Raw genomic sequence first — 12,948 nt, 5'->3', positions numbered from 1 at the left:
CTGCCTGTCACGCAGGGGGTCGCGGGTTCGAGTCCCGTCCGTTCCGCCACTTATTATAAAATTAAGCCTGCTCATTTATAGCAGGCTTAATAGTAAATAGTAAGAATATTAGGGGCGTAGCTCAGTTGGTAGAGCACCGGTCTCCAAAACCGGGTGTCGCGAGTTCGAGTCTCTCCGCCCCTGCCATATTAGGATCCTTTGCTTAGGCAAAGGATTTTTTTTATCTGTCGTTTATGCTTTCCCTGCTTTAATCCTCTCTTACTCTCTTAAATACGCTGCGTCCCTGCACCGTATCCTTGAGTTATTCCATTACACTCGTCTTTAAAAGATCTTTAATCTGACTCTGCTTGTCGCTGTTCTGTAGCCAGATAGCGTAAAGCGGGCGCGAGAGCGTCAGCGTATCTGCCACCATATGCAGATCGGGCTTGTCCTTAGCCCAGGAGACCGGCAGCCATGTGCAGCCGTCCAGCGATCCTAGCTGTTGGCGTGCAATTTCAGCGGAGCTGGTTGTCAGGAGTGGGATCTCATCGCTGGCAATAAGGCCAGACTCATGCTGTTGGAAATCAGGACCCCACTCGAGACGCAGATAGTTCAGGGCCGATTTCAGGCGCGACGGAACGGTACAGTAGAGCGCAAGGGCAAAATGTCCCAGCAGCTGACTACTGAACTCATCCATTTTTGGTGCTTCAGTAGTAATCAGCAGATCCAGCTGACGCTCATGTAGCTGTTTTACTAACGATTGTCGCTGTGCGATACGAGCCTCAAATTGTAAGCTTTTATGTGTCTGATAGAGCCGACCTAGCCAACCATTCAACATACACTCCCATAGCGAGGCGCTGGCACCAATAGAGAACTCATTGTGCTGTGAGCTGTGGGCTACCTCCTTGCGTGCTGCCTGCCAGGTATTCATTAGCGTCTCTGCATAGGGCAGAAGTTTCTCACCCGCCACCGTAAGACGAATATTATTCCGGTGACGGGTAAAGAGGTTTACTCCAAGCTGATTCTCAAGCTGGCGAATACGAAAACTGACCGCTGATTGTGTCAGATAGAGCGCTTCTGCAGCGCGTCCAAAGTGACGAGTCCTGCTTACTTCCAGGAAAGTTTTTAGCAATTCCGTATCCACAGCTTTCTCCGCAAAATTATTTGTCGTTATGATTTAAATGTTTTGTTTTACACTCTGTCAAGCGTAACTAATACTCCGCGCCATAAATAGCTCGGCCAAAGAATTAGGAGTGTGTAGGATGGCGGAAAGCTTTACGACGACTAATCGTTTTTTCGACAACAAATACTACCCGCGCGGGTTCTCTCGTCATGGTGATTTCACCATCAAAGAGGCGCAGCTGCTGGAGCGGCACGGTTATGCTTTCAATGAACTCGATCTCGGCAAGCGTGAGCCGGTGACAGAAGAAGAAGAGCTGTTTGTCGCCGTCTGCCGTGGTCAACGCGAGCCCGTCACCGAAGCGGAACGTGTCTGGAGTAAGTACATGACGCGCATTAAGCGTCCAAAACGCTTTCATACCCTCTCCGGCGGTAAGCCGCAGATGGAAGGTGCGGAAGATTACACCGAATCCGACGATTAAGATGCAGGGGCTACGGCCCCTGTTTTTTATCCCATCATTTTCTGCAGGTGAATAAGCAGGCGGTCAATAGCGCGGTAGCCCAGCGCCTCCTGTAGATGTTCTCTGCGTATCGTCTCACTCTCTTGCAGATCGGCAATCGTACGCGCCACCTTAAGCAGGCGTTGCCATGCACGTATCGATAGCCCAAGCTGCGCAAGCGTCTCTTCAAGCCATTCGGCATCCTCTGGCACCAGCTGACAGTATTGGCGTATAGCGGCGCTTTCAAGCCGGGCGTTGAGCGTCTGCTGCCGCTGGTACTGGATCGCCTGTGCGGCCAGCACACGAGCGCGCACCGTCTCGCTACGCTCGCTGCGGCTATCCGTCTGACGCAGCAGACCCGGCGGGGGGAGAGGGATCTCCAGAGAGAGATCGAAGCGATCGAGGAAGGGTCCGGAGAGCTTACTCAAATAACGCAGCGTCTGCTCTGGGGATGCACGATTATGGTTTCCCTGGTAGTGACCGGTAGGGCTGGGATTCATCGCCGCTATCAGCTGAAAACGGGCGGGGAAGGTCACCTTGGCCCGCGTTCGCGAAATATGGATCTGCCCGGACTCAATGGGTTCACGTAGCGCATCCAGCACGCGCCGTTCAAACTCCGGCAGCTCATCCAGAAACAGGATACCGTTATGCGCCAGTGAAATCTCTCCCGGTCCGGGAATCGATCCGCCGCCCACCATAGCGGTCAGGGAGGCGCTGTGGTGGGGGGAGCGGAAGGGCCTGCGCCGCCACTGCTTTTTCAACATAGCGGTATTGATCAGGCTGACAATCGCTGCGCTCTCCAGCGCCTCCCGATTGTTCAACGGCGGTAGCAGGCCATTCAGGCGGCTAGCCAGCATGGTCTTACCCGTACCGGGGGGGCCAATGAGTAACAGGTTATGGCCACCCGCAGCGGTGATCTCCAAGGCCCGTTTTCCCTGCTCCTGACCAATCACGTCGCTAAGGTCGTCTTCAGCTACAGGGAGAGTATCCCTATCGGGTGCGGCTTCACGCAGTTGATGCTTCCCTTCGAGAAAGGCACATACCTCCTGAAGATGCCCGGCAGTCAGGCTGCGAAAGCCCTCGATCAACCCCACCTCCGCTGCGTTATCTTCGGCCACGATAATCTGCCTGCCTGCGCTAATCGCCTCCTGGGCGCTGGAGATTGCCGCGGTAACGCCACGTAGTGCGCCTGTAAGCGCGAGCTCACCAACAAACTCATAGTGACTTAAGTAAGATGCATTGAGCTGCTCAGAGGCTGCCAGAAGCGCTATAGCGATAGGTAAATCATAGCGTCCCCCCTCTTTAGGCAGATCCGCAGGCGCAAGGTTAATGGTGATCTTCTTTGCCGGAAACGTATAGCCGCTGTTGATGATGGCGCTGCGCACGCGATCGCGTGCCTCTTTGACGGTGGTTTCTGGCAGCCCAACGATGGTGAGGCCAGGAAGCCCCACGCTGATGTGTACCTCAACCGTAATAAGTGGTGCGGTAATCCCTAACGCCGCGCGTGTATAAACAACCGACAGTGACATAGCTCCTCCTGTAACGGCAGGATTATGCCTCCGTGGATTTTCACCGACAGCTACGCATCGGCGTTTTTACGGCCTGGGTTCAGCACTATTTTCATCAGTGATGCAACGCGTGCCCAATGCTGGAAGCAGGCGCGCAGCCGCGAAAAATCGTTCGCAGGTGAATTATTTTCACTTAATCTTTTTGTTATATAAAACAATACGTTTTATGAATATCTGACGTCACTCCCATAAAAAACTTATAAAAAAATCTTGTGTCGTTAGCAAAAACTGTGATAACTCTTTAGGTATTCCTTCGAACAAGAAGCCAGAAAGTACAGAAAATGACAGCCCTTCTACGAGTGATTAGCCTGGTCGTGATTAGCGTGGTGGTGATTATTATCCCACCGTGCGGGGCTGCACTTGGACGAGGAAAGGCTTAAAAAACAAGCCTTAACGAACTAAGACCCCCGCACCGAAAGGTCCGGGGGTTTTTTTATGGCCTTAAAACAACAGCGAGGAGCAAAGAATGAGTTGTAGCACAAAATTCTGTTTCTCACGATTTACGACGGGGAACTGACTATGAATGGGGCACAATGGGTAGTACATGCATTGCGGGCGCAGGGGGTCGAAACGGTCTTCGGTTACCCAGGCGGCGCAATTATGCCGGTTTACGATGCGTTGTATGACGGCGGCGTGGAACATCTGCTGTGTCGCCACGAGCAGGGCGCGGCCATGGCGGCCATCGGCTACGCCCGCTCTACCGGCAAAACCGGCGTCTGCATCGCGACGTCAGGTCCCGGTGCTACCAATCTGATCACCGGCCTCGCCGATGCGCTGCTCGACTCGGTTCCCGTTGTCGCTATCACCGGCCAGGTTGCCTCGCCGTTTATTGGCACCGACGCGTTTCAGGAAGTGGACGTCCTCGGTTTGTCGCTGGCCTGCACCAAGCATAGCTTCCTGGTGCAGTCGCTGGAGGAGCTGCCGCGCGTAATGGCGGAAGCGTTCCAGGTGGCAAACTCAGGCCGTCCAGGCCCGGTGCTGGTCGATATTCCAAAAGATATCCAGGTTGCCGTGGGCGAGCTGGAGCCGCATTTCTCTACCGTTGAGGATGATGACACCTTCCCGCATGCTGACGTGGCTGAGGCCCGTCGGATGCTGGCCCAGGCGCAGAAGCCGATGCTGTACGTCGGCGGTGGCGTAGGTATGGCGCAGGCCGTTCCGGCGCTGCGTGAGTTTATCGCCGCGACCCAAATCCCCGCTACCTGCACGCTGAAAGGGCTGGGAGCGGTCGAGGCGGACTATGCGTACTACTTAGGCATGCTGGGAATGCACGGCACCAAGGCTGCCAACCTGGCGGTGCAGGAGTGCGACCTGCTTATCGCCGTGGGTGCGCGCTTCGACGACCGGGTAACCGGCAAGCTGAACACCTTTGCGCCGCACGCCAGCGTGATCCATATGGATATCGACCCGGCAGAGATGAACAAGCTGCGTCAGGCGCACGTCGCGCTGCAGGGCGATCTCACTACGCTGCTGCCCGCTTTGCAGCAGCCGTTAGCGGTTGATGCATGGCGTCAGCATGCCGCGGAGATGCGCCGTGAATATGCGTGGCGTTACGATCACCCAGGTGAGGCTATCTACGCGCCGCTGCTGTTAAAACAGCTCTCTGACCGCAAGCCGCAGGATAGCGTCGTCACGACCGACGTGGGCCAGCATCAGATGTGGTCCGCGCAGCATATGACCTACAGCCGTCCGGAAAATTTCATCACCTCCAGCGGCTTAGGCACTATGGGCTTTGGTCTGCCTGCCGCCGTCGGTGCACAGGTCGCGCGCCCGGAAGATACCGTAATCTGTATCTCCGGTGACGGCTCCTTCATGATGAACGTGCAGGAGCTGGGCACCGTGAAGCGAAAGCAGCTGCCGTTGAAGATCGTCCTGCTGGATAACCAACGCTTAGGCATGGTTCGCCAGTGGCAGCAGCTCTTCTTCCAGGAGCGCTATAGCGAAACCACCCTGACCGACAACCCCGATTTCCTCATGCTGGCCCGTGCCTTCGGCATTCCCGGCCAGCACATCACCCGTAAAGACCAGGTTGAAGCGGCACTTGACGCCATGCTCGCAAGCGAAGGGCCTTACCTGCTTCATGTCTCAATCGATGAGCTTGAGAACGTCTGGCCCCTGGTGCCACCCGGTGCAAGCAACGCACAAATGCTGGAGAAATTATCATGATGCAACATCAGCTCGCCGTTCAGGCCCGCTTCAATCCGGAAACGTTAGAGCGTGTTTTACGCGTGGTCCGCCACCGTGGCTTTCAGATTTGCGCCATGAATATGGAAACCGCCACCGATGCGCAGAGCATAAATATTGAATTGACCGTTGCCAGCCCGCGCTCTGTCGAATTACTGTTTAGCCAGTTGAGCAAACTGGTCGACGTAGCGCGCGTCGAGATCCAACAACGTTCAACCCCAACACAACAAATCCGCGCCTGAGCGCAAAAGGAAGAAAAATGACGACGAAGAAAGCTGACTACATTTGGTTCAATGGCGAGATGGTTCCGTGGGGCGAAGCGAAAGTACACGTGATGTCCCATGCGTTGCACTACGGTACCTCTGTATTTGAAGGTATCCGCTGCTACGATTCGCACAAAGGGCCAGTGGTGTTCCGCCATCGCGAACACATGCAGCGTCTGCGTGATTCAGCAAAAATCTATCGTTTCCCGGTTTCACAAAGCGTTGATGAACTGATGGAAGCCTGCCGGGCAGTGATCCGCAAAAACAACCTGACCAGCGCCTATATTCGCCCGCTGGTGTTCGTGGGTGACGTCGGGATGGGCGTGAACCCGCCGGACGGCTACGGCACCGATGTGATCATCGCTGCCTTCCCGTGGGGCGCCTACCTGGGGGCGGAAGCGCTGGACCAGGGTATCGATGCGATGGTCTCCTCCTGGAACCGCGTTGCGCCAAACACCATCCCGACCGCGGCGAAAGCGGGCGGTAACTACCTCTCCTCCCTGCTGGTGGGCAGCGAAGCGCGCCGCCACGGCTATCAGGAAGGGATTGCGCTGGACGTTAACGGCTACATCTCTGAAGGCGCGGGTGAAAACCTGTTTGAAGTGAAAGACGGTATTCTGTTCACCCCGCCGTTTACCTCTTCCGCGCTGCCGGGCATCACCCGCGACGCCATCATCAAGCTGGCGAAAGATCTCGGTATCGAAGTGCGCGAGCAGGTGCTCTCCCGCGAATCCCTCTACCTGGCCGATGAAGTTTTCATGTCAGGTACCGCCGCCGAGATCACCCCGGTTCGCAGCGTAGATGGTATTCAGGTTGGCGAAGGCCGCTGTGGCCCGGTAACCAAGCGTATCCAGCAAGCGTTCTTCGGCCTGTTCACCGGCGAAACCGAAGATAAGTACGGCTGGTTGGATCAGGTTAACCAATAAGCATCAATATGGGACGGCACGCACCGTCCCATTTATTAAATAGAGTTGGGAGTAAAGCATGCCTAAGTACCGTTCCGCTACCACCACCCACGGCCGTAACATGGCAGGTGCCCGCGCGCTGTGGCGCGCAACCGGGATGACCGACGCCGACTTCGGTAAGCCAATTATCGCCGTGGTGAACTCCTTCACCCAGTTCGTGCCGGGCCACGTGCATCTGCGCGACCTGGGCAAGCTGGTTGCCGAGCAGATTGAAGCCTCCGGCGGCGTGGCAAAAGAGTTCAACACCATTGCGGTCGATGACGGTATCGCGATGGGCCACGGAGGCATGCTCTATTCACTGCCGTCTCGCGAGCTGATCGCCGACTCGGTGGAGTATATGGTCAACGCCCACTGCGCGGACGCCATGGTCTGTATCTCCAACTGCGATAAAATCACCCCGGGGATGTTGATGGCCTCACTGCGCCTGAACATTCCGGTTATTTTTGTCTCCGGCGGGCCGATGGAAGCGGGTAAGACCAAGCTTTCCGATAAGATCATCAAGCTCGACCTGGTCGATGCCATGATCCAGGGCGCGGACCCGAAAGTGTCCGATGAGCAGAGCGATCAGGTTGAGCGCTCCGCCTGTCCGACCTGCGGCTCCTGCTCCGGCATGTTCACGGCCAACTCCATGAACTGCCTGACCGAAGCGCTGGGCCTGTCGCAGCCGGGCAACGGCTCCCTGCTGGCGACCCACGCCGATCGTAAGCAGCTGTTTCTCAATGCGGGTTCACGCATTGTTGAGCTGACCAAACGTTACTATGAGCAGGATGATGAGAGTGCGCTGCCGCGTAACATCGCCAGCAAGGCCGCGTTTGAAAATGCGATGACGCTGGATATCGCTATGGGCGGCTCTACCAATACCGTTCTGCACCTGCTGGCTGCTGCCCAGGAAGCGGAAATTGACTTCACCATGACCGACATCGACAGGATGTCGCGTAAGGTGCCGCAGCTCTGTAAGGTCGCACCAAGTACCCAGAAGTACCATATGGAAGATGTGCACCGTGCCGGCGGCGTTTTAGGCATCCTCGGCGAGCTGGATCGCGCCGGGCTGATGAACCGTAACGTAAAAAACGTGCTGGGACTGACGCTGCCGCAGACGCTGGAGCAGTATGACGTGATGCTGACCCAGGACGAGGCGGTGAAAAAGATGTTCCGTGCGGGTCCGGCGGGCATTCGTACTACCCAGGCGTTCTCGCAGGATTGTCGCTGGGATACGCTGGATGACGATCGTGCTGAAGGCTGCATCCGCTCGCTGGAGCACGCGTACAGCAAAGATGGTGGTCTGGCGGTGCTGTACGGCAACTTCGCAGAAAATGGCTGTATCGTTAAAACTGCGGGCGTAGATGACTCTATCCTCAAGTTTACCGGTCCGGCGAAGGTGTACGAAAGCCAGGACGATGCGGTGGAGGCGATTCTCGGCGGCAAAGTTGTCGCGGGCGACGTGGTGGTGATCCGCTACGAAGGGCCGAAAGGCGGACCGGGAATGCAGGAGATGCTCTACCCAACCACCTTCCTGAAATCAATGGGCCTCGGCAAAGCCTGCGCGCTAATCACCGACGGTCGTTTCTCCGGCGGCACCTCTGGACTCTCCATTGGTCACGTCTCTCCGGAAGCCGCCAGCGGCGGTAGCATCGCGCTGATTGAAGATGGCGATATGATTGCTATCGACATTCCAAACCGCGGTATTCAGCTGCAGGTGAGCGATCAGGAGCTGGCCGCACGTCGGGAAGCGCAGGAGGCACGCGGTGCGGCAGCGTGGACGCCAAAAGCGCGTGAGCGTCAGGTCTCCTTTGCATTACGTGCCTACGCCACCCTCGCGACCAGCGCAGACAAAGGCGCGGTACGCGATAAATCCAAACTGGGAGGCTAACCGTGGCCGAATCCCAACCCTTGTCCGCCGCCCCTGAGGGGGCGGAGTATCTGCGAGCGGTGCTGCGCGCGCCGGTCTATGAAGCGGTGCAGGTGACGCCGCTGCAAAAGATGGAGAAGCTCTCGTCGCGGCTGGATAACGTGATCCTGGTGAAGCGTGAAGACCGTCAGCCGGTACACAGCTTCAAGCTGCGCGGGGCCTACGCCATGATGGCCGGGCTGACCGAAGAGCAGAAGGCGCGGGGCGTGATCACCGCGTCGGCGGGCAACCATGCGCAGGGGGTGGCGTTCTCGGCCGCACGTCTCGGGCTGAAGGCGCTGATCGTGATGCCGGTAGCCACCGCTGACATCAAAGTCGATGCGGTACGCAACTTTGGCGGCGAAGTGCTGCTCTACGGGGCAAACTTCGATGAAGCGAAAGCGAAAGCCATCGAGCTGTCCCAGCAGCAGGGCTTTACCTGGGTGCCGCCGTTCGATCATCCGATGGTGATTGCCGGACAGGGTACCCTGGCGCTGGAGCTGCTCCAGCAGGATGCGCACATCGACCGCGTCTTTGTGCCGGTTGGTGGCGGTGGCCTGGCGGCCGGCGTGGCGGTGCTGATCAAGCAACTGATGCCGCAGATCAAGGTGATTGCCGTGGAGGCGGAAGATTCTGCCTGCCTGAAGGCGGCGCTGGACGCCGGGCATCCGGTGGATCTGCCCCGGGTTGGGCTGTTTGCCGAAGGGGTAGCGGTCAAACGCATTGGCGACGAGACCTTCCGCGTCTGCCGGGAATACCTCGACGATATCATTACCGTCGACAGCGATGCGATCTGCGCCGCCATGAAGGATCTGTTCGAGGATGTGCGGGCGGTGGCGGAGCCCTCCGGCGCGCTGGCGCTGGCGGGTATGAAGAAGTACATCGCCCAGCACAACATCCGCGGCGAGCGGCTGGCGCACGTGCTCTCCGGTGCGAACGTCAACTTCCATGGCCTGCGCTACGTCTCCGAACGCTGCGAGCTAGGTGAACAGCGTGAAGCGCTGCTGGCGGTGACGATTCCCGAAGAGAAGGGTAGCTTCCTGAAGTTTTGCCAGCTGCTGGGCGGCCGCTCGGTGACCGAGTTCAACTACCGCTTTGCTGATGCCCACGACGCCTGCATCTTTGTGGGCGTGCGCCTGAGCCGGGGGCTGGAGGAGCGTAAAGAGATCCTCGCCCTGCTGAACGAGGGCGGCTACAGCGTGGTCGATCTCTCCGACGATGAGATGGCCAAGCTGCACGTGCGCTACATGGTCGGCGGTCGTCCGTCGAAGCCGCTGAAGGAGCGTCTCTACAGCTTTGAGTTCCCGGAGTCTCCCGGCGCGCTGCTGAAGTTCTTGCACACGCTGGGAACCCACTGGAACATCTCTCTGTTCCACTACCGCAGCCACGGCACCGACTATGGCCGGGTGCTGGCCGCCTTTGAGCTGGGCGAGCACGAGCCTGATTTCGAAACCCGCCTGAGCGAGCTGGGCTACTACTGCCATAACGAGAGCGACAACCCAGCGTTCCGCTTCTTCCTTGCCGGTTAAGGGTTCGGCAGGATCTCCCAGAACGCGCTAATCAGCGGCTCATGCAGCCGCTTTTTTTGTGCGCAGACGCCCAGCTCGAACGGCGTCTTCTCATCGCTGCGCTCTAAAATCATCACGCGGTTGCGCACCGGCTCGGGGCTGTTTTCCAGCACCACCTCCGGGATCAGCGCCACGCCGCAGCCGAGGGCCACCATCGAAACCATTGCCTCATGGCCGCCAACGGTGGCGTAGATCGACGGATTGCTGATCTTCTGCCGCCGGAACCACAGCTCAATGCGTTTTCTCACCGGCCCCTGGTCGGCCATGATAAAGGGCACCGTTGACCAGTCAGGCTCTGGCACCGAAATCTGGCTGCGCACCGGACAGGGCAGCGCCGGAGCGATCAGCACCATCGCCAGATTCTCCAGCATTGAAAAGGCCACCGCGCCGGGCATCATCTCCGGCTTGCCCGCAATCGCCAGATCCGCCTCGCCGGTGACCACGCGCTCTACCGCATCGGCGGCGTCTCCGGTGGTGAGCTTGATCTCGACGGAGGGGTGTTCGGCGCGAAACCGGTCAAGGATCGGCGGCAGATGGCTGTAGGCCGCGGTCACCGAGCAGAACAGCCGCAGCTCGCCGGAGAGCGAGGGACCCTTCTGGTCGATGGTGTGACGCAGCTGCTGGTACTGGAGCAGCGTTTGCTGGGCGAAGGTACGTAGTTCGTCACCCGCCTCGGTCAGGGTAACGGTGCGATTGTCGCGCACAAACAGCGGCTGGCCAAGATCCTCCTCCAGACGTTGGATCTGCCGTGAAAGCGTCGACGGGCTGACGTGCATCGCCCGCGCGCTACGGCCAAAGTGGCGGCTCTCCGCCAGGTGGAGAAAGATTTTTAGATCGCGCAGATCCATATGCAGAGCCTCGGTTTTTACGTTGCAGAAAGTGCAATGTCATATTGTGAATATATCAATTTCAGCAACGCATTTCCTGTCATATAGTGGGTTCATTCTCGCTTGCTAAGACACGACAGGCGAACCGAACAATAAGCACGACACAACATCACGAGGTATCACCATGGCTAACTACTTTAATACACTGAACCTGCGCCAGCAGCTGGCCCAGCTGGGTAAATGTCGCTTTATGGGACGCGATGAGTTCGCTGACGGCGCGAGCTACCTGCAGGGTAAAAAAGTGGTTATCGTCGGCTGTGGCGCTCAGGGTCTGAACCAGGGCCTGAACATGCGCGACTCCGGTCTGGATATCTCCTACGCGCTGCGTAAAGAGGCAATTGCTGAGAAGCGCGCTTCATGGCGTAAAGCGACCGAAAACGGGTTTAAAGTAGGCACCTATGAAGAGCTGATCCCGCAGGCGGACCTGGTGGTTAACCTGACGCCGGACAAGCAGCACTCTGACGTCGTACGCACCGTACAGCCGCTGATGAAAGACGGCGCGGCGCTGGGCTACTCCCACGGCTTCAACATTGTGGAAGTAGGCGAGCAGATCCGTAAAGATATCACCGTGGTGATGGTCGCCCCGAAATGTCCGGGTACCGAAGTGCGTGAAGAGTACAAGCGTGGTTTTGGCGTGCCGACGCTGATCGCCGTGCACCCGGAGAACGATCCGAAAGGCGAAGGCATGGCGATTGCTAAAGCCTGGGCCGCAGCCACCGGCGGTCACCGTGCGGGCGTGCTGGAGTCCTCCTTCGTTGCGGAAGTGAAATCTGACCTGATGGGCGAGCAGACTATCCTGTGCGGTATGCTGCAGGCCGGCTCGCTGCTCTGCTTCGATAAGCTGGTGGAAGAGGGTACCGACCCGGCCTATGCCGAAAAACTGATTCAGTTCGGCTGGGAGACCATTACCGAAGCGCTGAAGCAGGGCGGTATCACCCTGATGATGGACCGTCTCTCTAACCCGGCGAAGCTGCGTGCCTACGCGCTCTCGGAGCAGCTGAAAGAGATTATGGCTCCGCTGTTCCAGAAGCATATGGATGACATCATCTCCGGGGAGTTCTCCTCCGGCATGATGGCCGACTGGGCTAACGACGATAAGAACCTGCTGACCTGGCGTGAAGAGACCGGCAAAACCGCGTTTGAGACCGCGCCGCAGTTTGACGGTAAAATCAGCGAGCAGGAGTACTTCGATAAAGGTGTACTGATGATTGCGATGGTGAAAGCGGGCGTTGAGCTGGCATTCGAAACCATGGTTGATTCCGGCATCATTGAAGAGTCCGCTTACTACGAATCACTGCACGAGCTGCCGCTGATCGCCAACACCATCGCGCGTAAGCGTCTGTATGAGATGAACGTGGTGATCTCCGATACCGCAGAGTACGGCAACTACCTCTTCTCCTATGCCTGCGTACCGCTGCTGAAGGAGTTCATGACTACTCTGCAGGCGGGGGATCTGGGCAAAGCGGTAGAGGGCACCACGGTAGACAACGCCCAGCTGCGTGATGTGAACGAAGCGATTCGCAGCCACGAGATCGAGAAAGTGGGCCAGAAGCTGCGCGGCTATATGACCGATATGAAGCGTATCGCCGTAGCGGGTTAATCGAAATGTGTCGGGTGGCGGCTACGCCTTACCCGACCTACAGAAGTGCAAAATCGTAGGCCCGGTAAGCGTTAGCGCCACCGGGCTTTTTATTAATTGCGGTACAGCACTTTGATGATGTGGTAACCGAACTGGGTGTGCAGCGGGCCGGTTGGCTCCAGCACCGGGCAGGAGAAAACGACCTTATCAAAGGCCGGTACCATCTGACCCTGGCGGAATTCACCCAAGTGTCCGCCCTTTTTACCTGATGGGCAGGTAGAGTGTTTCTTCGCCAGCTTCTCGAAGTCGCCGCCATTTTTGATCTGCTCCAGAAGATCCAGAGCCAGTTTCTCTTCTTTAACAAGGATATGCATTGCTGCCGCTGTTTTTGCCATGATCGTGCCTTGAGTGGGGTGGTTTAGGCTGGCTATACTACCACGCGTTTTTT

General features: G+C 57.6%; 13 protein-coding genes and 1 tRNA gene. 10 read left to right on the top strand and 4 right to left on the bottom strand.

All coding sequences use genetic code 11. The features are described 5' to 3' along the window. Window positions 1–110 precede the first annotated feature (110 nt). Window positions 111–186 (top strand) — tRNA-Trp (locus tag RTP97_RS16755). Window positions 187–301: 115 nt separating this feature from the next. Here RTP97_RS16755 and hdfR read toward each other — a convergent pair. Then, entirely contained in the window at window positions 302–1,153 is an 852-nt protein-coding gene (gene hdfR / locus RTP97_RS16750; RefSeq protein WP_409418544.1) for an HTH-type transcriptional regulator HdfR, read from the bottom strand. 88 nt (window positions 1,154–1,241) lie between these two features. Between hdfR and maoP the strand changes: the two genes are divergently transcribed. Beyond that, window positions 1,242–1,580 (top strand): macrodomain Ori organization protein MaoP, encoded by a 339-nt coding sequence (gene maoP, locus RTP97_RS16745; protein WP_042395035.1) that lies wholly within the window; start codon window positions 1,242–1,244, stop codon window positions 1,578–1,580. A gap of 26 nt (window positions 1,581–1,606) precedes the next feature. Here the strand turns inward: maoP and RTP97_RS16740 are convergent, their stop codons facing one another. Continuing rightward, window positions 1,607–3,127 carry a YifB family Mg chelatase-like AAA ATPase gene (locus tag RTP97_RS16740; RefSeq protein WP_312415679.1) on the bottom strand — a complete coding sequence of 507 codons (1,521 nt, stop codon included), beginning with the start codon at window positions 3,125–3,127 and terminating at the stop codon, window positions 1,607–1,609. A 320-nt stretch (window positions 3,128–3,447) separates the two neighbouring features. Between RTP97_RS16740 and ilvL the strand changes: the two genes are divergently transcribed. The 7 genes from ilvL to ilvA all read left to right on the top strand — a co-directional run bounded on the left by ilvL (window position 3,448) and on the right by ilvA (window position 9,995). Next, window positions 3,448–3,546, top strand: a complete 99-nt coding sequence (gene ilvL, locus RTP97_RS16735) for an ilv operon leader peptide (RefSeq protein WP_001311244.1) — start codon at window positions 3,448–3,450, stop codon at window positions 3,544–3,546. 86 nt (window positions 3,547–3,632) lie between these two features. Then, window positions 3,633–3,683: a peptide IlvX gene (gene ilvX, locus RTP97_RS16730; RefSeq protein ID WP_312229929.1), complete on the top strand. Its 51-nt coding sequence runs from the start codon at window positions 3,633–3,635 to the stop codon at window positions 3,681–3,683. 2 nt (window positions 3,684–3,685) lie between these two features. Further along, complete coding sequence (gene ilvG, locus RTP97_RS16725; protein WP_312415676.1) at window positions 3,686–5,332, top strand: acetolactate synthase 2 catalytic subunit; 1,647 nt, start codon at window positions 3,686–3,688, stop codon at window positions 5,330–5,332. After that, a complete protein-coding gene (gene ilvM / locus RTP97_RS16720) occupies window positions 5,329–5,592 on the top strand; it encodes an acetolactate synthase 2 small subunit (protein WP_312213889.1) in 264 nt (87 codons plus the stop codon). Before ilvG ends, ilvM begins: the two co-directional genes overlap by 4 nt. 17 nt (window positions 5,593–5,609) lie before the next feature. Further along, window positions 5,610–6,539: a branched-chain amino acid transaminase gene (locus RTP97_RS16715; protein ID WP_042395023.1), complete on the top strand. Its 930-nt coding sequence runs from the start codon at window positions 5,610–5,612 to the stop codon at window positions 6,537–6,539. A 58-nt stretch (window positions 6,540–6,597) separates the two neighbouring features. Then, window positions 6,598–8,448 carry a dihydroxy-acid dehydratase gene (gene ilvD / locus RTP97_RS16710; RefSeq protein WP_312415673.1) on the top strand — a complete coding sequence of 617 codons (1,851 nt, stop codon included), beginning with the start codon at window positions 6,598–6,600 and terminating at the stop codon, window positions 8,446–8,448. Between the two features lie 2 nt (window positions 8,449–8,450). Then, on the top strand, window positions 8,451–9,995 hold the full coding sequence (ilvA, locus tag RTP97_RS16705; RefSeq protein WP_312415670.1) for a threonine ammonia-lyase, biosynthetic: 1,545 nt from the start codon (window positions 8,451–8,453) through the stop codon (window positions 9,993–9,995). Here the strand turns inward: ilvA and ilvY are convergent. Beyond that, window positions 9,992–10,882 (bottom strand): HTH-type transcriptional activator IlvY, encoded by an 891-nt coding sequence (ilvY, locus tag RTP97_RS16700; RefSeq protein WP_312415668.1) that lies wholly within the window; start codon window positions 10,880–10,882, stop codon window positions 9,992–9,994. The two genes, ilvA and ilvY, sit on opposite strands and share 4 nt — an antisense overlap. A gap of 163 nt (window positions 10,883–11,045) precedes the next feature. Between ilvY and ilvC the strand changes: the two genes are divergently transcribed. Beyond that, window positions 11,046–12,521, top strand: coding sequence for a ketol-acid reductoisomerase (gene ilvC / locus RTP97_RS16695; protein ID WP_312415665.1), 1,476 nt, complete (start codon window positions 11,046–11,048; stop codon window positions 12,519–12,521). Window positions 12,522–12,613: 92 nt separating this feature from the next. On the opposite strand, the gene ppiC is transcribed toward ilvC, so the two are convergent. Next, window positions 12,614–12,895 (bottom strand): peptidylprolyl isomerase PpiC, encoded by a 282-nt coding sequence (ppiC, locus tag RTP97_RS16690; RefSeq protein WP_024555327.1) that lies wholly within the window; start codon window positions 12,893–12,895, stop codon window positions 12,614–12,616. Window positions 12,896–12,948: the final 53 nt, after the last annotated feature.

Source organism: Pseudescherichia sp., assembly GCF_031998825.1.
In the GTDB taxonomy this organism is placed as follows: Bacteria; Pseudomonadota; Gammaproteobacteria; order Enterobacterales; family Enterobacteriaceae; genus Pseudescherichia.
Note: the sequence above shows the minus strand (reverse complement) of the source record. Positions and strands in the feature narration are given on the sequence as shown.